21 protein-coding genes and 2 tRNA genes are annotated in these 17,511 nt (G+C 30.6%); 8 read left to right on the top strand and 15 right to left on the bottom strand.

Annotation, left to right across the window (positions count from 1 at the left end; all coding sequences use genetic code 11):
* Positions 1-12 precede the first annotated feature (12 nt).
* The 13 genes from ACYU7A_RS07500 to ACYU7A_RS07440 form a co-directional block, all read right to left on the bottom strand.
* On the bottom strand, positions 13-1,074 hold the full coding sequence (locus ACYU7A_RS07500; RefSeq protein WP_460575449.1) for a mannose-1-phosphate guanylyltransferase: 1,062 nt from the start codon (positions 1,072-1,074) through the stop codon (positions 13-15).
* 173 nt (positions 1,075-1,247) lie between these two features.
* Positions 1,248-1,703, bottom strand: coding sequence for a hypothetical protein (locus ACYU7A_RS07495; RefSeq protein WP_460575447.1), 456 nt, complete (start codon positions 1,701-1,703; stop codon positions 1,248-1,250).
* 1 nt (position 1,704) lies between these two features.
* The gene (locus tag ACYU7A_RS07490; protein WP_396147553.1) at positions 1,705-2,307 is read right to left on the bottom strand and encodes a SprT-like domain-containing protein; all 603 of its coding nucleotides are present in this window, start codon (positions 2,305-2,307) and stop codon (positions 1,705-1,707) included.
* A 12-nt stretch (positions 2,308-2,319) separates the two neighbouring features.
* Positions 2,320-3,003, bottom strand: coding sequence for an SDR family NAD(P)-dependent oxidoreductase (locus tag ACYU7A_RS07485; protein ID WP_460575565.1), 684 nt, complete (start codon positions 3,001-3,003; stop codon positions 2,320-2,322).
* Positions 3,004-3,076: 73 nt separating this feature from the next.
* Positions 3,077-3,715, bottom strand: a complete 639-nt coding sequence (locus tag ACYU7A_RS07480; RefSeq protein WP_460575445.1) for a hypothetical protein — start codon at positions 3,713-3,715, stop codon at positions 3,077-3,079.
* A complete protein-coding gene (locus ACYU7A_RS07475; RefSeq protein ID WP_460575443.1) occupies positions 3,715-4,593 on the bottom strand; it encodes a D-alanine--D-alanine ligase in 879 nt (292 codons plus the stop codon). The genes ACYU7A_RS07480 and ACYU7A_RS07475 overlap by 1 nt, the downstream gene beginning before the upstream one ends.
* Positions 4,594-4,750: 157 nt before the next feature.
* Positions 4,751-5,458 (bottom strand): NRDE family protein, encoded by a 708-nt coding sequence (locus ACYU7A_RS07470; RefSeq protein WP_460575441.1) that lies wholly within the window; start codon positions 5,456-5,458, stop codon positions 4,751-4,753.
* A complete protein-coding gene (locus ACYU7A_RS07465; RefSeq protein ID WP_460575439.1) occupies positions 5,446-5,934 on the bottom strand; it encodes a DinB family protein in 489 nt (162 codons plus the stop codon). Before ACYU7A_RS07465 ends, ACYU7A_RS07470 begins: the two co-directional genes overlap by 13 nt.
* A gap of 49 nt (positions 5,935-5,983) precedes the next feature.
* Positions 5,984-6,373 (bottom strand): DoxX family membrane protein, encoded by a 390-nt coding sequence (locus tag ACYU7A_RS07460; RefSeq protein ID WP_298308894.1) that lies wholly within the window; start codon positions 6,371-6,373, stop codon positions 5,984-5,986.
* 10 nt (positions 6,374-6,383) lie between these two features.
* Positions 6,384-6,845 (bottom strand): YHS domain-containing (seleno)protein, encoded by a 462-nt coding sequence (locus ACYU7A_RS07455; RefSeq protein ID WP_460575437.1) that lies wholly within the window; start codon positions 6,843-6,845, stop codon positions 6,384-6,386.
* Between the two features lie 86 nt (positions 6,846-6,931).
* Positions 6,932-7,609: a Crp/Fnr family transcriptional regulator gene (locus ACYU7A_RS07450; protein ID WP_460575435.1), complete on the bottom strand. Its 678-nt coding sequence runs from the start codon at positions 7,607-7,609 to the stop codon at positions 6,932-6,934.
* A gap of 72 nt (positions 7,610-7,681) precedes the next feature.
* Positions 7,682-8,818, bottom strand: coding sequence for an acyl-CoA dehydrogenase family protein (locus tag ACYU7A_RS07445; protein WP_460575433.1), 1,137 nt, complete (start codon positions 8,816-8,818; stop codon positions 7,682-7,684).
* Positions 8,819-8,843: 25 nt separating this feature from the next.
* Complete coding sequence (locus tag ACYU7A_RS07440) at positions 8,844-9,452, bottom strand: hypothetical protein (RefSeq protein ID WP_460575431.1); 609 nt, start codon at positions 9,450-9,452, stop codon at positions 8,844-8,846.
* A gap of 144 nt (positions 9,453-9,596) precedes the next feature.
* Between ACYU7A_RS07440 and ACYU7A_RS07435 the strand changes: the two genes are divergently transcribed.
* The 5 genes from ACYU7A_RS07435 (at position 9,597) to ACYU7A_RS07415 (ending at position 14,453) form a co-directional block, all read left to right on the top strand.
* Positions 9,597-10,664, top strand: coding sequence for an anhydro-N-acetylmuramic acid kinase (locus ACYU7A_RS07435; RefSeq protein ID WP_460575430.1), 1,068 nt, complete (start codon positions 9,597-9,599; stop codon positions 10,662-10,664).
* Positions 10,661-11,026 (top strand): ribosomal maturation YjgA family protein, encoded by a 366-nt coding sequence (locus ACYU7A_RS07430; RefSeq protein WP_460575428.1) that lies wholly within the window; start codon positions 10,661-10,663, stop codon positions 11,024-11,026. Before ACYU7A_RS07435 ends, ACYU7A_RS07430 begins: the two co-directional genes overlap by 4 nt.
* 78 nt (positions 11,027-11,104) lie before the next feature.
* Positions 11,105-12,331, top strand: a complete 1,227-nt coding sequence (locus ACYU7A_RS07425; protein WP_460575426.1) for a Glu/Leu/Phe/Val dehydrogenase dimerization domain-containing protein — start codon at positions 11,105-11,107, stop codon at positions 12,329-12,331.
* A gap of 1 nt (position 12,332) precedes the next feature.
* On the top strand, positions 12,333-13,487 hold the full coding sequence (gene nhaA, locus ACYU7A_RS07420; RefSeq protein WP_460575424.1) for a Na+/H+ antiporter NhaA: 1,155 nt from the start codon (positions 12,333-12,335) through the stop codon (positions 13,485-13,487).
* Between the two features lie 45 nt (positions 13,488-13,532).
* Positions 13,533-14,453: an energy transducer TonB gene (locus ACYU7A_RS07415; protein WP_460575421.1), complete on the top strand. Its 921-nt coding sequence runs from the start codon at positions 13,533-13,535 to the stop codon at positions 14,451-14,453.
* Between the two features lie 133 nt (positions 14,454-14,586).
* On the opposite strand, the gene ACYU7A_RS07410 is transcribed toward ACYU7A_RS07415, so the two are convergent.
* Complete coding sequence (locus ACYU7A_RS07410) at positions 14,587-14,982, bottom strand: ExbD/TolR family protein (RefSeq protein ID WP_298119651.1); 396 nt, start codon at positions 14,980-14,982, stop codon at positions 14,587-14,589.
* Positions 14,966-15,676, bottom strand: a complete 711-nt coding sequence (locus ACYU7A_RS07405) for a MotA/TolQ/ExbB proton channel family protein (protein ID WP_425556581.1) — start codon at positions 15,674-15,676, stop codon at positions 14,966-14,968. The genes ACYU7A_RS07410 and ACYU7A_RS07405 overlap by 17 nt, the downstream gene beginning before the upstream one ends.
* Positions 15,677-15,803: 127 nt before the next feature.
* On the opposite strand from ACYU7A_RS07405, the gene ACYU7A_RS07400 reads away from it, so the two are divergent.
* From ACYU7A_RS07400 to ACYU7A_RS07390, 3 genes are all read left to right on the top strand, one after another.
* Positions 15,804-17,024 carry a bifunctional folylpolyglutamate synthase/dihydrofolate synthase gene (locus ACYU7A_RS07400; RefSeq protein WP_460575418.1) on the top strand — a complete coding sequence of 407 codons (1,221 nt, stop codon included), beginning with the start codon at positions 15,804-15,806 and terminating at the stop codon, positions 17,022-17,024.
* A gap of 72 nt (positions 17,025-17,096) precedes the next feature.
* Positions 17,097-17,174 (top strand) — tRNA-Val (locus tag ACYU7A_RS07395).
* Between the two features lie 38 nt (positions 17,175-17,212).
* Positions 17,213-17,287: transfer RNA gene (locus ACYU7A_RS07390), tRNA-Val, on the top strand.
* Positions 17,288-17,511 lie beyond the last annotated feature (224 nt).

Genomic DNA, 17,511 nt, shown 5'->3' with positions numbered 1-17,511 from the left:
TTATAAAATTACTTACAAATTATTTGCTAAACCTGTTATTCGTTTAATATCCTGCTCTTTAGACTTTGGATAAATCATTAAAACACCTTCTTTATCAACGATAATATAATCGTGTAAACCATCGACAACTATAATCTTATTGGCATCGGAACGAATTATATTGTTTGAAGCATTTTCTAAAATAACTTTGGCATTAATAACTCCATTATTATTTTCATCCTTATCAATTTTTTCATGCAATTGTCCCCAAGTTCCTAGGTCATTCCAATCGAAAGTTGCTGGTAAAACATAAACATTTTTGGCATTTTCCATTACGGCATAATCAATAGAAACATTTTCAGCAGATGCATAATTTTGATTGATAAAGTCTTTTTCAGATGATGTATTATAACTTTCATTTCCTTTCAAAAACAAAGCACTCATTTGTGGTTGAAATTTTTCAAAAGCAGAAGTTATTGATTTCGCACTCCAAATAAAGATTCCACCATTCCAAAGGAAATTTCCTTGTTCTAAAAACGATTTTGCGGTTTCATAATCAGGTTTTTCTCTAAATTGATTTACTTTTTTTATAGGATTTGCATCAGATTTATCAAATTCTATATAACCAAAACCTGTATTTGGAAAAGTAGGTTGAATTCCTAAAGTCATTAAAGCATCTTCTTTTTCACAAAAATCAAAACATTGTTTCAAATTATTTGCAAACTCATCTTCATCTTCGATCCAATGGTCGCTCGGTGCAACTACCATAACTGCATTAGGGTTCAATTTTTGAATTTTTAATGATGCATATAAAATACAAGGTGCCGTATTTCGCATTGCTGGTTCTAACAAAACTTGCTCTTGCTTAACCATTGGCAATTGTTCTAAAACTAAATCATTGTATAATTCATTAGTCAATATAAAAATATTTTCTACAGGAATTAATTTTGACAAACGACTGAAAGTTTTCTGAATTAAAGTATCTCCAGAACCCAACATGTCATGAAATTGTTTTGGAAATTCTGTTGTAGAAACCGGCCAAAATCGTGAACCAACGCCACCAGCCATTAATATTGCGTAATAATTATTGTTCATTGTGTTATTTTTTTGCGCAAATGTACTTTTAAAAATTCCTTTCAAATATCACATTCTTTAAAAGGATAATTGTCTTCGATGAATTGTAAAAATGTAAAGATAAAGAGTTATTTCTTCTTGGAAGTTGACATTTGAAAAAATAATAAAACTTATACCGTTTTGGCTCTTGTTGATTATTTATGTAATCTAGAAGCACGAAGTGATTTAATTTTTTTAATTAGTGACACGAATATATTTATAATAAAAAGGAGTTGAAGGAATAATAAAACTAAAAAACTTACTGTCAAAACAATATTAATATATTCAAAACTATCATACAATGGAAATTCTTTTGGATTATCAAAAAGAGAATATGGGAAAATCAATAAAATAATCGATAATATAGATCCAAAAATGTGAATTTTAGAAATTATTTTGTTTAGCTCAATTTTAATAATATTTAATAAAAAGTAAAATATAAAAATAATGAATAGTAAAGAAGAAAACAACCAATACAAATGACAATTTGCAATTACATAATAAGTGTCATGTACATTAATATCAAATGTTTCTTCACCAACTAAAAAGCCTAAGATTAACAATATCAATGATGAAATCAGCAACAAATAATAAGCTTTAAATTTCTTCATCTTATCCAGGAATTATTTCAACCTCAGCGTTGGCGTTAAACAAAAAAGTTCTTCCTGTGTTTACTTCAATACATTCATATCGTTTTACTCGGAGTCCTTTTTTCTGAAAAATTCTTCCATTTTTTATTCTGAACAAACTTCCACTTGGCACTTCATGAATGTAATGAACATCTGGCTTTCTTTCGTCAAATTGTTTTAAGGCAAAAGCTAATTTGGCATCAGTATCACTACTAGCAGTTGGATTTCTAAAATGATTCGCCACCAAAGGCAAAACCGAATGCGGAAAAATTTCAGGTCTTATAAAAGGAACCATCAATCTTTGAAACGTCATCTTCCACTCTACTCCATGAGGTAAAATTTTTCTTCCGTATTTTTCAAAAGCTACTAAATGGGAAATTTCGTGAACTAATGTTATTAAAAATCGGTATTTATTTAAATTGGCATTTACAGTAATTTCGTGTTTACCGGAAAGTCCTTTTCGATAATCACCATGGCGCGTTTGTCGCTCATTAACGATTTTTAAATGCACTGAATTAGCTTTGATTAATTCAAAACACAATTCGACAGCATGCTCAGGAAGGTATTTTGATAAGACTTCGCTCAATTTAAAAACATTTTATGGAGTTGAACTAGAAACCTGCAACACTTTTCCGTTATAAAATTTATTTCCAGTTAAAGCAAAATTGAAAATATAATCAGCCATTTCTTTTGGTGAAATTGGTGCTTCATAACCAGGAAATGCTTCTTGCAACATTTCGGTATTGACAGCTCCAAGTGCTAAAACATTGAACGCAATTCCTTGTTCTTTATATTCTTCTGCTAATAATTCTGACAAAGTAATTACAGCGCCTTTACTTGAACTATAAGCCGCTAAACCAGGAAATTTCATACTTCCTTGAATTCCGCCCATCGAACTTATGGAAACGACATGACTTCCTTTTGGCATATAAGGCAAGGAAGTTCTAATCAAATTAGCTACTCCAAAAACATTTACTTTATAAACTCTTTCAAAATCAGATTGTGTCAATTGTGAAAATGGTTTGTTGACTAAACATCCTGCATTATTGATTAAAACATCTACTTTTTTCCAAGTAGAAGCTATGAATTTATCAATGGTGTGCATTTCGTCTTCAACTGCAATGTCAATTGATAGACAAGAAATGTTTGGATTATCAATTAATTCTTGAGGTGTTTTTCTTGAAATGGCTAAGACTTGATGTCCAGCATTTGCAAATTGTAATGCCAGTTCATATCCAATTCCGCGAGAAGTTCCTGTAATAATAATGTTTTTACTCACAATTTAAAATTGTTTTTTGGTGTTAGTAAATCTTTGATTTCATTTGTTTCTTTACTTGATGGTAAAGATAAAAAAACTATTTAGAATACTTTTTATAAAACTTAAATCCTTGTACTAATCCCAAAATTATAAATACTAACGGAATTATTACTTTCATTAAATATTTTGCTAAAAAATCAGTTTGGTTTGTTACATAATCTAAAGATAAAATCAAAACCAACATTCCAGAAAAGGTTCCGAAAATAGTTCCGAAAACGTAGAAATATTTTCTTGATTTTGAAACTTCTATATAATTTCCATTTAACAAATACAAATTCCAACTTGTCCAAAACGGAATTTGAATAAAGTTTAAACAACTTAATATTACTCCAACAACAAACGGAGAATAATCAACATATTTGTCTAAAACTGTTTGAGAAGATGTTTCTTTGGTAGCACTTGAATAAAAAATATAAGCCAATAGAAACATAAAAATAATAGAAAATGCTTCTATAAATTTAATCAGTTTTTTATTTTCAATTAATTTATTAGCAAATATCAAAGTGAAATAAATTACAAAAAACTCAATTGAAATAACACCAAGTAAATAGAAAATGGTTTCGTTTAATCCGAAACTTTTATAAACTTCATAACCCACAATATTCAAATAACCAAGCGGAATTGAGCCAATAAAACTGACTAAAAACCCGACGAATATGTTTTTTAGAATTTGCATTAAAAATTTACAATCTTATTACTTTGTTCTAAATGCAATTTATATTCTTTCATTCCTTCTTTATGGTTCAAATAAGGAAAACCTCGTTTATGATTTTGAACACTTATTTTATACATATAAGTAATATGACGAGCCAATTCTTTCCAAGCAAAAAACAAAGAATGTTTAGGATCATAAATATGCGTTGGTTCACTTGCTGCACCATTTACCTCAACGATTGCAAAGTTTTTTCCTTGTTCTAAATCCATCCATGAATCATACATTACATCCAATCTTCCAAAATAAAATTCAGAAATTTCTTGACACATTGAATCAATAGTTTCATTTAATTTGTCTGTAATTAAATTACTCGCATCAATAAATTTTGCACCACGAGCATGATTTCCATAAGGCACAAGATTTAGTTTTTTTCCTTTTTCTAAAACCTTATTAAATTGAGTTCCGAAATCTTTCTTAATATTTTCAATTTGTAATTCATAACGAGGATTTGCTCTTATCAATTGCTCCATTGTTGCTTTTCCATCACCCTCAATAATTACATATTCTTTGGCTACAATTCCAGTTACTTTTCCTTTATTTTCGTTTGGAAATCGAACATAGAAAATACCAACTTCATTGGCATACGGAATCAGATCTTGGATTAAATAATCAAAATTTGCATTAGAATTGTAAGTTCTCAATTCTTCCAAATCATGAATTTTTTTCACTGCCGAACCTCGCAAACCAATATCTGGTTTTGCAATAAATGGAAATTGAATGGTTGAATTTTGAAAAACTGAAATTACTTTATCAAATTCGTTATTTTCTAAAATGAGTTCGGTTTTTGGATAATATTTCTGTGGAATTAAATCATAAATTTCCTTTTTACTTTCTGCCATAAATCCACCATTTTTTATCTTAGGATTGCATGAGTTAAAAAAGAAAATTGTTCGCGCTTTTATGGCATAAAAAGCCCACAAAAAATAAATAGGAATATAGACAATTTGAAACGGCCAATATTCCCAACGAAAAAGTTTATGAAAAAAAAGTTTCAACTTATTGTATTGTAATTGAATTAGTAAATTCCTCCTGATTTTGTAAATCGTGGTACGAAAGTACAACTTTATTTTCTTGAATTATAGTCTGAGTAATACTCAAGGTTTTCATTTCGTTATTTCTGTTGATAATCAATCCGTTCTCATAATCATCATTTTTGGCATAACGATGAAATTGAAAAAGTTTTTCAGAAGAGACTTCATTAGAAACTATAAAATTTTGAAATAATTCTGCTCTATGCTCTCGAATTTCTTTTGGATATAAAGTTGACGAAGACCAAATATGGCTTTGATTTACATCTAAATTTAAAGTAGCTTTTTCTATTTCATTCCAACGTAATTGGTATAGTTTTTTGTCTTGAAACAATACAATTGTGAAGGGTTCAATACCAAATAAATCAATGGTATTCCATTCCTCAATAGGTGAATTTGAACTTATTAAATCAAGAACAATTAATCCGCGACTTTTTCTGTAAGATGGTTTTAATTGATGTTTTTCATCGGCACCATTTAGAAGTACTAAAACAGTTCCGTTTTCAGCAACAGCAAACCAAGTTCCGCCAGCTTTTTGGTCTTTTGGGAAGTAGATATTTTTGTTATTTACAGTATATTTTTGAGGTTCAATAGCACTTGGACGAGCTACTTTTTCATCACGGTTGTGTGTTAAAATTGCTTTTCCGTTAGAAAAAACAAAACTTACTGTGCACATTGATTTCTATATTCAATTGTAGAACGAGCCACTCCAAAATTTGAATCAATTTTTATCGAATCATTTTGCAAAACAGCCACTTTTATCAATGCTTGATGATGAATACAATGTTCTAAATTATATAACAATTCACGATTATAATTGCTTTCTATTTCTAAAGTTTCGCCGTCAATAACTTGATGCAAAAGCAAATTTTTATTTGGCTTTTCAAGATTACTTTTTATGGTTTCAATAGCGGATTTTGCTGTTTCAGTACTTGTTTGAATAGCATAATCTCTTTTTCTACTATCATAATTTACAACACCACTTTCATATTGATTTTCTAAACATTGAAAAAGCTCAATTATATGACGTGTATGTTCACCAATTGTTGCATTACTCAATCCACTGCATTGAAATGTATAATCATCTGCCGATAATTGAGACAACAAGTCATTTAACTCGTTTAAAGTATTGTGAATAGAAGGAATTAACATATATATAGCATCTTTTTTATATTTACGTTTTAAAATACAACCAAGTTTTCTAGATTTTGAATTTTAATAAATCTAATAGTTTGTGCTTTTGATTGTAAATTAATAGTAAACAACAAAGAAACGTAATTATTGCCAAAATAAAAAGTGTTCCTCCATCGTTTTTTACTTCAATTCCTAAAATAAAAAGATGCGAAAAAATGGCACCCAACATTGTGCCCAATCCAAGTAATGCGCCAAGCAATGTTGTTCTTGGAATTAAGATTAAAATTGAGGCAATAAGTTCAACAATTCCAGAACCGATTCGACCAAAAGGTTCAATTCCTAAAGTTGTAAATATATATACTGATTCTTCTGCTCCAGTAAATTTGAAATATAATGTTTGAACAAGAATTACAACTGCAACAAGTTTAATAATCCAAATAAAAATTGAGTTTTTCATTTTGTAAAATTTAATTGATTATTTTTTTCCAATTAGCATCGGCTTTCTTTTTTAGGTTGGTTTCATTTTTATTCCAACTCTTTAGCGTGTTATTGAAATAAGCATTGTAAAAAAGATATAATTTTCCATCAATGATTTTGAAAGTTTCTGGATTAATTTCTACTTTTTCTCCATAATCACCCATAGCAAAAGCACACCATCCGCCATATTGCGGTTCATAACTTGAAGGATTTTTTAGAAATAAATCTTTGTTTGCTTGTGATGAAAAATTGTAAGTTACTCCTTCATAAGTTGCAGTAAAGGACGATTTACCTTTAACTGCTTTTTTCAAAGTAAAATAAGCAACTGGATCATAGCCTTGAATAGCAACCTTGTTTTCTAGATTGAATTCTTTAATTCTTTTGGATGCGTTTTGAGCAAATGTTGTTATTGAAAATAATAAGACAACTAAAATAATGGATGTTTTTTTCATTTGTAAAGGTTTTAAATTTCAGAAGCAAAAATACATTGCTATAAAAAACCTATTTGTCGGCTAGTTTACATTTGAATGAAAAAAAACTAAAGTTTTGAAATATCGTCTATTATAATCTCTCTTCTATTGTAGTAAATAAGGTTTCTTTCTTCCAATTCATTTAGTAATAAAGTAGCTGTTTGTCTTGAAGTACAAATGATTTGAGCAATATCACTTTGAGTTAAATAATTTTCAATAACTACTTTATTTCCTTCAAATTTTCCTTCGCGTTGCGCCCAATCTTTCAAAAAAGAAGAGAGTCTACTCTTAGCGTCTTTAGTCACCAAATTAGAGTAATTATTCTTAAAACGTTTCATTTTCAATCCAACAAACTTGGTATATGACAAAGCTAATGAAGGATTTCGTACTAATAAATCTTCAAAATCTGATAATAAAAAGCTACAAATCGAGACCTCGTCTGTCAATGCTTTTGCATACTCATTAACATCAGAATCTTGCTCTAATGAAAGTTCACCAAATAAATCTCCTTTCTGAAGAATCTCTTTTATTGTTTCATTTCCTTCTTCGTCAATTGAAACAATTTTGATATTTCCTTTTTTAAGTAGAAAAATTCTAGGAACATCAGAAGAAGAAAAATAAATGACATCGCCTTTTTTTGCTTTTTTAAAACCAACAATAATGCAAAGTTGTTTTATTTGCGACATACTCAATGTCCAAAACAGCTTGTGATCACGCAAATACCAGTATTTTAATTCTTCATACATAATGTAAAAATATAAAAAAACCTTTAAGAAATTACTTAAAGGTTTTTTTTGAATTATAATTAATTTTTATTTCTATACCAATCCTCTAGAAATTACAATACGTTGAATTTCAGAAGTTCCTTCATAGATTTGAGTGATTTTAGAATCACGCATCATTCGTTCTACATGGTATTCAGCTACATAACCATTTCCACCGTGAATTTGAACTGCTTCATTAGCAACTTCTAAAGCAATTTCAGAAGCATATAATTTTGCCATAGCTCCAGAATGCGCAATATCTTTACCTTCGTCTTTTTCGCATGCCGCTTTCATTACTAATAATTTAGCTGCAGTAACTTTTACATACATATCAGCCAATTTGAAAGCAATAGCTTGGTGATTGAAAATTTCTTTTCCAAATGCTTTTCTTTCTTTAGAATATTTCAAAGCAATTTCATAAGCACCAGTTGCAATTCCTAATGCTTGCGATGCAATTCCGATTCTTCCACCATTTAAAACATTCATGGCAAAAGCAAATCCGAAACCGTCAGCACCAATTCTATTTTCTTTTGGAACTTTCACATCATTGAATAATAAGGAATGTGTATCACTTCCGCGAATTCCCATTTTTTTCTCTTTTGGCCCGATATCAAAACCTTCCCATCCTTTTTCTACAATAAAAGCATTGATTCCTTTGTGACCTTTTTCCACATCTGTTTGCGCAATTACTAAATAAGTTGAAGCTGTTGAACCATTTGTAATCCAGTTTTTTGTTCCGTTTAACAAATAATAATCGCCTTTATCTATTGCAGTAGTTTTTTGAGAAGTTGCATCGCTACCTGCTTCAGGTTCAGATAAACAAAAAGCACCTATAACTTCACCTTTTGCAAGTGGAACCAAATATTTCATTTTTTGTTCTTCGTTGCAATATTTCTCCATTCCAGCACAAACTAATGAGTTATTTACCGACATGATTACGGCAGCCGACGCATCTACTTTTGCAATTTCAGTCATTGCCAAAACATAGGAAACGCTATCTAAACCAGCTCCACCATATTTAGGATCAACCATCATTCCCATAAAACCTAACTCAGCCATCATTTTGACTTGCTCTGTTGGAAATTTAGAATGTTCGTCTCTTTCAATTACTCCAGGTAGTAGTTCGGCTTGAGCAAAATCTCTCGCAGCTTGCTGAATCATCAAATGCTCTTCGGTAAGATTAAAATCCATATTTTTTTTATGTTAAAATTATAATTTAATATTTTGGTTTTTTTGTGATATAATCTAATTTGAAACTTCCACTTTTTATTGAATCAAAATTTATTGAAGGATAATACTTTTTAAAAGTTTCTACATCTCTAAACAACTCATCTTTTATTTTGATAACATCACCTGAATCTGGATTTTGATTTGCAATTCTATCATCAAAAATAATGTTACCTAAATAACTAATTTTACCTTTTTCGATATTGTAAGGAATTGAAAATCCTCTAACAAAACCTTTAGATTGAAAAGCTTGAATTCCACTATTAGAGAAAACTCTAATAAATGGGATATCATATTTACCTTCAGCTCTTTCAATCATAAAAAGATAAGTTCTACCATTATCAAGTTGTCCACTATGTTTTGGAGTTAATCCATTTACCGGTATACTAATTTCATCTCTGTTATAATCAGTTAGTCTTAAAAAATAACCATTATAACTAGGTTTTTGATCAATAAAAGTAATTGTACCAATTAACAAACCATTCTTAGAACTACTATCAAACTTAAAACTCTCAGAATTTGGAAGGCTTTTAGAAGCACATGAAAATATGATTTGGAATATAAAAAATAATAACATCAAGCTTAATAATTTTTTCATAATTTTAGAAATCTTAAAATGTATATAAAATAAAACACAAAAAATTAAAATCTGTAATTAATTTTAATCCTTTGTAGTTTGAAAATAATTTTTCAAAATTATAATAATTAATTAACATTTCAAACGTTTTCGTAATTTTAGCCAATGTTTAAAGAAACTTACAAAATTATAGGAGTAATGTCAGGCACTTCGCTTGACGGAATCGATTTAGCACACATCAATTTTACCATAAAAGACAACAAATGGCGTTATCAAATTTTGGAATCCGAAACCATTTCGTATTCTCATGATTGGTTAAACAAATTGAAAGTAGCCGTAAGTTTTTCTGAAGAAAATTTGATTGAATTAAATGAAGAGTATACCGAACTTTTAGGAAACATCATTAAATCATTTATCGAAAGAAACTCAATTTCAAATATTGATGCCGTTTGTTCTCATGGACATACCATTTTACATCAACCTCAAAATGGTTTCACATTACAAATTGGAAATCTTCCAAAAATTGCTGAAATAATTCAAGAAAAAGTAGTTTGTGATTTCCGTGTACAAGACGTACAACTTGGTGGTCAAGGCGCACCATTAGTGCCAATTGGTGATAGAATATTATTTTCTGAATATGATTATTGTTTGAATTTGGGTGGATTTTCAAATATTTCATTTGAAGATAATTCAAAACGTATTGCTTTTGATATTTCGCCTGTTAATACTGTTCTAAATTTTTATGCCAATAAATTAGGATTGGACTATGACGACAAAGGAAAAATCGCTCGTTCAGGAAAAGTTGATTCTGATTTATTGAATGAATTAAACGCTTTAGATTATTACAAAAAATCGTTTCCAAAATCGCTCGGTTTTGAATTTGTAAAAGAAATTGTGTTACCATTAATTGAAAAATATTCGATTCCGATTGAAGATAAAATGCACACATTCACCGAACACATTGCTTTACAAACTTCATTAGCATTACCAAACAAAACCGGAAAAATTCTAATAACTGGTGGCGGAGCTTATAATGATTTTTTAATTGAAAGAATGCAATTTCACTTACCAAATATCCAAATCATAATTCCGAATAACAAAACATTAGAATTTAAAGAAGCGTTGATTTTTGCGCTTTTAGGAGTTTTGAAATTACGAAATGAAATCAATGTTTTGAGTAGTGTTACTGGTGCGAAGATGGATCATAGTTCAGGAAATATTTTCATTCCATGAAGAATTTCAAATACCCAATTTTAGTTTTATTGATAATCATTTTAGGGATTTTTTCTAGAAAAATCTCAATCATTCCACTTTTCGTTGGCGATTTATTATACGCAATGATGATTTATTTCATTGTTAGAGTTTTTTCCAATAAAAATGATTTGCTAAAATCTGCCATCATTGCTTTATTAATTTGTTTTAGCATTGAATTTCTTCAACTTTATCAAGCCAATTGGATGATTGAAATTAGAAAAACAACTTTCGGACATTATGTTTTAGGGCAAGGCTTTTTATGGAGTGATTTGGTTGCTTACTTCATTGGGGTTTTAACTTCATATTCGATTGATAAATATTCAAAAAAGATTAAGGTTTAAACAAATTTTATAAAAGGAAAATCTCAAATCTTTTTAAAACCTTATATTTGCAACACAAACAGACTACATAAAAAAACAATGAAAGATTTACTTAAAAAATTTGAAAATAAACAACCCGAAATAGTATTCAACTGGAAAGATAGCGAAACCGAAGCCGAAGGTTGGACAGTTATAAATTCTCTTCGTGGCGGTGCAGCTGGTGGTGGAACTCGTATGAGAAAAGGATTAGACATGAACGAAGTTTTATCATTAGCCAAAACGATGGAAGTGAAATTTTCTGTTTCTGGTCCGGCAATTGGTGGTGCAAAATCTGGAATCAATTTCGACCCAAATGATCCTCGCAAAAAAGGCGTTTTACAACGTTGGTACAAAGCAGTTTCGCCTTTATTGAAAAGTTATTACGGAACCGGTGGTGACTTGAATGTTGATGAAATTCACGAAGTAATTCCATATACAGAAGAATGCGGTGTTTGGCATCCGCAAGAAGGCGTTTTTAACGGACATTTTAAACCAACAGAAGCTGATAAAATCAATAGAATTGGGCAATTGCGTCAAGGTGTTATCAAAGTAATTGAAAACCCAAAATTCTCTCCAGACGTTTTAAGAAAATATACAGTTGCCGATATGATTACAGGATATGGCGTTGCTGAGGCTGTTCGTCATTATTACAACACTTATGGTGGTGATTTTAAAGACAAAAAAGCCATCGTTCAAGGATTTGGAAATGTAGGTTCGGCTGCTGCTTTTTATCTTGCCGAAATGGGTGTAAAAGTTATCGGAATTATTGACCGCGATGGAGGAATAATCAACGAAAACGGATTCTCATTTGAAGAAATCAGACGATTATTTTTGAATAAAGACGGAAATAAATTGGTTGCCGAAAATATGATTCCATTTGAAGAAATCAATCAAAAAATATGGACTATTGGTGCTGATATTTTTGCTCCGTGCGCAGCATCAAGATTAGTAACTAAAGATCAATTGGATAATTTAATAGGTTCTGGATTAGAAGTGATTTCTTGTGGTGCGAATGTACCATTTGCAGATAAAGAAATTTTCTTTGGACCAATTATGGAAGAAACTGATAGCAAAGTAAGTTTGATTCCTGACTTTATTTCAAATTGTGGAATGGCGAGAGTTTTCGCTTATTTCATGGAGAAAAAAGTACAAATGACTGATGAAGCCGTTTTTTATGACATTTCTGAAACTATCAAAAAAGCTATCGGAAAAACATACTATTTAAATAATTCAAAAGTAAACATCAGCGCAACAGCCTTTGAAATTGCATTAAAACAATTGGTGTAAAATGAAACCAAAAGGGTTATTCCAATCATTTTTTGAAAGTGAAAAAGCTGGCGGATTGGTTTTATTAATTTGTACAGTTATTTCTCTTGTCATTGCAAATTCTTCATTTTCTGAGGATTACATTGCTATGTGGCATTACCAAATTGGCAGTCACAGTGCCGAGCATTGGATAAATGATGGTTTAATGACCATTTTCTTTTTGTTAATTGGATTAGAATTAGAACGAGAAGTTTATAAAGGTGAATTATCCAAAATTAAAGATGCCATTTTACCTATTTCAGGTGCTTTAGGCGGAATGTTGATTCCTGCTTTAATTTACTTTGCTTTCAATGCTGGAACTCCTACAGAACATGGAATTGGAATTCCAATGGCTACAGATATTGCTTTTGCAATTGGAATTTTATCATTATTGGGAAACAGAGTACCAATTTCACTCAAAATTTTTCTTACTGCTCTTGCTGTAATTGATGATTTAGGTGCCATAATTTTAATTGCACTTTTTTATACCAAAACCATTTACTTTACCAATCTAATTATCTCTCTTTCTATTTTTGGAGTTCTTTTGATAATGAATCGATTGAAAGTGACTAACTTGATTTTATATCTTGTTGGAGGAATTTTTATGTGGTATTTTATGTTGAATTCTGGAGTTCACGCTACGATCACTGGCGTTTTATTAGCCTTCGCTCTTCCTTTTGGAAATGGAAGTTCTAAAACTATTTCGTCTCAATTACAACATTGGTTGCATCATCCTGTAGCTTTTATCGTTATTCCAATTTTTGCCTTGTGTAATACAGCCATTGTGATTAGCAAGGATTGGATTCACAATTTTTCTGAATCCTATTCATTAGGCATTATTTTTGGATTGGTACTTGGGAAACCAATAGGAATTTTTCTTTTCACTTATTTATCTGTAAAATTAAAATTTACCCATTTACCAGAAGATTTAAATTGGAAGAAAATTATAGGTGTTGGATTCCTTGGTGGAATTGGTTTTACAATGTCCATTTTTGTTACACTTTTAGCATTTGAAGACAATCAAATAATTACTAATTCGAAGTTTATGATATTGATTGGCTCATTAATTTCAGGTATAATTGGGTTTATTTGGCTAAAGAAAAGTTTATCAAATGTTAATCCTTTGCACGAAGATTAACAATTTTTAGTATATTTCAACGTTAAAACATATAAAACAGTAATTATGAGTTTAGATTCTACACCTGCTGACAAAAGAAAATCGCTTTTAATCGCGACACTTATCTATGCTGTATTGCTTTTGATTATGTTTTTTATACGCTTTTGGCCTCCATCAGATGCTGAACTTGCTCTATTAGCTGGTGGCGGTGGCGGTGGCGGAGTTACTGTTAACTTTGGCGATACCGACTTTGGCTCTGGCGCAGACTTTCAAAGTAAAGAATTAGATGTTAAAGAAGTTTCAAAAAACAATGAAGCACAACCAACTCCTGATGAAGATATAATTTCTGAAGATACCGATGCAGATAAAACGGATGTCGTAATCCCGAAAACAAAACTTGTAAAAAACCCAAAGCCAATTGTAAAACCTGAAATTAAGAAACCTGTTGAAATAAAAAAACCTGTAAAAAAAGTTGATGATGCTTTAGCTAACATTTTAAAAGGAAATAAAAAAGGTGGTGATGGAAATAGCGGAACTTCAGGAAATCAAGGACGTGCTAATGGCGACATCAACTCTTCAGGATATTCTGGAACTGGTGGTTCTGGCGGAGGAACAGGTGGAGGAAACGGACCTGGCAATGGAACAGGAACTGGACCTGGAAGCGGTTCTGGAAGTGGTGGCGGAAACGGAAGTGGAAATGGTTTAGGAAATGGTTCTGGATATGCTTTAAATGGTAGAAAAGCTTTAAGCAAGCCTCAACCTGCTTATAATTGTAATGAAGAAGGAATTGTTGTTGTTCAAATAACAGTTGACAAAAATGGAAACGTAATTGAAGCTAAACCTGGAGCAAGAGGAACAACCAATGCCGCAAGCTGTTTAGCAAGTCAAGCTAGAATTGCAGCAATGAACACCAAATGGAGCGCAAGTCCTGACGGAACTGAAAAGCAAGTTGGAACTATAAAATACAATTTCAGTTTGAAAGATTAATAAATATTCAATACAATGGCAATCTAGCCCTGATTGTAGAGAAAATAAAAAATGTTTCCATTGTTTGGAAGCATTTTTTATTGTAATGAAAAGCAGGAAAATGGATTACTGATAAATCACGAACCATTCGCTCCTATTTAGAATTATTAGTTGCTATGACAAACTTTAATTTGTTCTTGACTCCTATTTGTAATACATCAACTAAATCTTGCACTTGTAGGTTAAATGGAATTCTAACCACAACTGTTTGGTCTTTTGCATCGCCCATTTGAGCTAATAATGAAGCTTCAAGTTGATCAAAAGCTACTTCTTGCTTATCAAGATAAAAACGTTTGTCTTCGGTTACTGATAAGCTTATAAGTTGCTTGTTAGTTTTTTCACTTGTCTTTGATTTTGGTAACGTCATTTTTATCACATTAGGATTTGCTAAAGTGGAAATGATTAAGAAAAACAATAACAAGAAAAACATAATGTCGCTCAAAGATGATGTAGCGACTTCTGCATGAAATCTTTTATTTCGTTTTACCATTTGGACGTTGAATTATGTTAACAAAATCAAGTACTTGTTTTTGAATTGCTAAGGTGAAACTATCAATTCTACCATTATATAAGTGATAAGCTGAATAAGCAATAATACCAACAACTAATCCTGCTCCCGAACTAATCATTTTTTCATACAAACCTCCTGAAATGTTTCCGATACTAATATCTTCCGTTTGAGAAATACTATAGAAAATTTTAATAACTCCTGAAATAGTTCCAATAAAACCAAAAGTTGGTGCAATACCTGCAATAAGTCCCAATTGTCCCAGTTTCTTTTCCATTTCACCAACTTCAATATTAGCAGCACGTTCCATATTTGATTCAATTTCTGAAATTGGTCTTCCAATAGTTAGAATACCTTCTCTAAGGACATAACCTGATGCTGTATTACTTCTATCAGCAACCGAAACTGCCATATCAATATTTCCTGCATTCAAATTATCACGAATATCACGAATTAAATTTGGATCAATCACTGCACGTTTATGGATATATAAATAACGCTCGATAATTATATAAAAAGTATAAAAAAGTAAAAGAGCAATTGGAATAAGAAAAAAACCTCCTTTTAAAATAAATCCTAAAACGGAAATTTCAGTTGTATTTACAGTGCCTTCAATTACTGCTCCTGTAGCTTGAGCGATAGTATCATTTTGGACTTGAAGAAAAAAATTAATCATATAAATTAGATTTTTGATTTAGTTGTTAAAAATAATCTCAAATTTGCACTAAAGATAAATTCTAATACAATATTAAACTACAAAATTGGGAAAATATTTTGTTTTAAGATTATTTTATTAAAAAGAAATGAACTATCAAGAAACTATAAACTGGATGTTTAGCCAACTACCTATGTATCAAACACAAGGCGCGTCGGCATACAAAGAAGATTTAACTAATACTATATTGCTTTCAAAACACTTAAGCCATCCTGAGAAAGATTTAAAATGTATTCATGTTGCAGGAACTAACGGTAAAGGCTCTACTTCTCACCTACTAGCATCGGTTTTACAAGAAGCTGGCTATAAAGTTGGACTTTATACATCACCACATTTAAAGGATTATAGAGAAAGAATTAAGATAAACGGCAAAGAAATTTCAGAGAAATTTGTATGTGAATTTATATCAAAAAATAAATCTTTCTTTGAAGAAAACCAATTAAGCTTCTTCGAAATGACCGTCGGACTGGCTTTTGAATATTTCAAAAAAGAAAAAACGAATATCAATATAATCGAAGTTGGAATGGGTGGAAGATTGGATTCAACCAATATAATAAATCCATTAATTTCAGTCATTACAAATATTGGTTTAGATCACACACAATTTCTAGGAAACACATTAGAAGCTATTGCATTTGAAAAAGCTGGAGTAATTAAAAATAATATTCCTGTAGTAATAGGAGAATATACAAAAGAAACAAAAAATGTTTTTCTAAATAAAGCAAAAGAAACCAATTCTGAAATTTTCTTTGTATCAGATTTGATAGCAGAAACTTATCCTTCAGAATTATTAGGTGACTATCAAATTCAAAACAAAAAGACCGTTCTTCAAACCATTAAAGTTTTACAAAGTCAAAATGAATTTAAAATATCCGAAGAAAACATCAAGAATGGATTTCAAAAAGTAATAAAAAACACCGGATTACAAGGAAGATGGCAACAATTAAAGGAAAATCCAAAAGTAATATGTGATACAGCTCACAATTCACATGGATTAAAAATAGTTCTAAATCAAATCCAAAATGAAAAATTCGAACAATTACATATTGTCTTAGGAGTAGTAAATGATAAAGATTTGAATGAAATCTTACCTTTATTCCCTAAAAATGCAAAATATTATTTCTGCAAACCAAATATTCCAAGAGGATTAAATGCAGAAATTTTACAAAAAAAAGCCGCGGATTTCCAATTAAACGGAAAAGTATATAATTCTATTTCAAACGCTTATCAAGAAGCTTTGAAATCATCTACTAAAAAAGACTTTATATACATAGGCGGAAGTACTTTTGTGGTAGCAGAAGTTTTATAAAAAATGTTTGCAGAATTAAAAATAAGCCTTATATTTGCACCCTGATTAAGAGAAATCATAATCATGATAAAAGGGCGATTAGCTCAGCTGGTTCAGAGCACCTCGTTTACACCGAGGGGGTCGGGGGTTCGAACCCCTCATCGCCCACCACTTTTATCACATTTACTGATAATATAACAAGCATTATCGGGCGATTAGCTCAGCTGGTTCAGAGCACCTCGTTTACACCGAGGGGGTCGGGGGTTCGAACCCCTCATCGCCCACAAAAAAAGACAAATTCATTTTTTTGAATTTGTCTTTTTTTTGTCCTTCTCTAAAAGCAAATAATTTATTAATCCATTAAAATCTCCTATATTAAATAAAAAAACTCCTCAAAAATGAGGAGTTTTTTGTTTGTTTAATATGTTGTTTTTTTATCTTTTTAATGAGAAATGGGCTTTAAATTGTTTCATCGCACCAGCTTCAGGATAGTCAACCGTAAACCAGT

This window comes from Flavobacterium koreense, assembly GCF_054776075.1.
This window is presented reverse-complemented; position numbering and strand designations above follow the sequence as displayed.

Coding starts and splice junctions, on each gene's coding strand:
- ACYU7A_RS07500 (WP_460575449.1), bottom strand. CDS start 1,074: ATGAACAATAATTATTACGCAATATTAATGGCTGGTGGCGTTGGTTCA.
- ACYU7A_RS07495 (WP_460575447.1), bottom strand. CDS start 1,703: ATGAAGAAATTTAAAGCTTATTATTTGTTGCTGATTTCATCATTGATA.
- ACYU7A_RS07480 (WP_460575445.1), bottom strand. CDS start 3,715: ATGCAAATTCTAAAAAACATATTCGTCGGGTTTTTAGTCAGTTTTATT.
- ACYU7A_RS07475 (WP_460575443.1), bottom strand. CDS start 4,593: ATGGCAGAAAGTAAAAAGGAAATTTATGATTTAATTCCACAGAAATAT.
- ACYU7A_RS07470 (WP_460575441.1), bottom strand. CDS start 5,458: ATGTGCACAGTAAGTTTTGTTTTTTCTAACGGAAAAGCAATTTTAACA.
- ACYU7A_RS07465 (WP_460575439.1), bottom strand. CDS start 5,934: ATGTTAATTCCTTCTATTCACAATACTTTAAACGAGTTAAATGACTTG.
- ACYU7A_RS07460 (WP_298308894.1), bottom strand. CDS start 6,373: ATGAAAAACTCAATTTTTATTTGGATTATTAAACTTGTTGCAGTTGTA.
- ACYU7A_RS07455 (WP_460575437.1), bottom strand. CDS start 6,845: ATGAAAAAAACATCCATTATTTTAGTTGTCTTATTATTTTCAATAACA.
- ACYU7A_RS07450 (WP_460575435.1), bottom strand. CDS start 7,609: ATGTATGAAGAATTAAAATACTGGTATTTGCGTGATCACAAGCTGTTT.
- ACYU7A_RS07445 (WP_460575433.1), bottom strand. CDS start 8,818: ATGGATTTTAATCTTACCGAAGAGCATTTGATGATTCAGCAAGCTGCG.
- ACYU7A_RS07440 (WP_460575431.1), bottom strand. CDS start 9,452: ATGAAAAAATTATTAAGCTTGATGTTATTATTTTTTATATTCCAAATC.
- ACYU7A_RS07435 (WP_460575430.1), top strand. CDS start 9,597: ATGTTTAAAGAAACTTACAAAATTATAGGAGTAATGTCAGGCACTTCG.
- ACYU7A_RS07430 (WP_460575428.1), top strand. CDS start 10,661: ATGAAGAATTTCAAATACCCAATTTTAGTTTTATTGATAATCATTTTA.
- ACYU7A_RS07425 (WP_460575426.1), top strand. CDS start 11,105: ATGAAAGATTTACTTAAAAAATTTGAAAATAAACAACCCGAAATAGTA.
- nhaA (WP_460575424.1), top strand. CDS start 12,333: ATGAAACCAAAAGGGTTATTCCAATCATTTTTTGAAAGTGAAAAAGCT.
- ACYU7A_RS07415 (WP_460575421.1), top strand. CDS start 13,533: ATGAGTTTAGATTCTACACCTGCTGACAAAAGAAAATCGCTTTTAATC.
- ACYU7A_RS07410 (WP_298119651.1), bottom strand. CDS start 14,982: ATGGTAAAACGAAATAAAAGATTTCATGCAGAAGTCGCTACATCATCT.
- ACYU7A_RS07405 (WP_425556581.1), bottom strand. CDS start 15,676: ATGATTAATTTTTTTCTTCAAGTCCAAAATGATACTATCGCTCAAGCT.
- ACYU7A_RS07400 (WP_460575418.1), top strand. CDS start 15,804: ATGAACTATCAAGAAACTATAAACTGGATGTTTAGCCAACTACCTATG.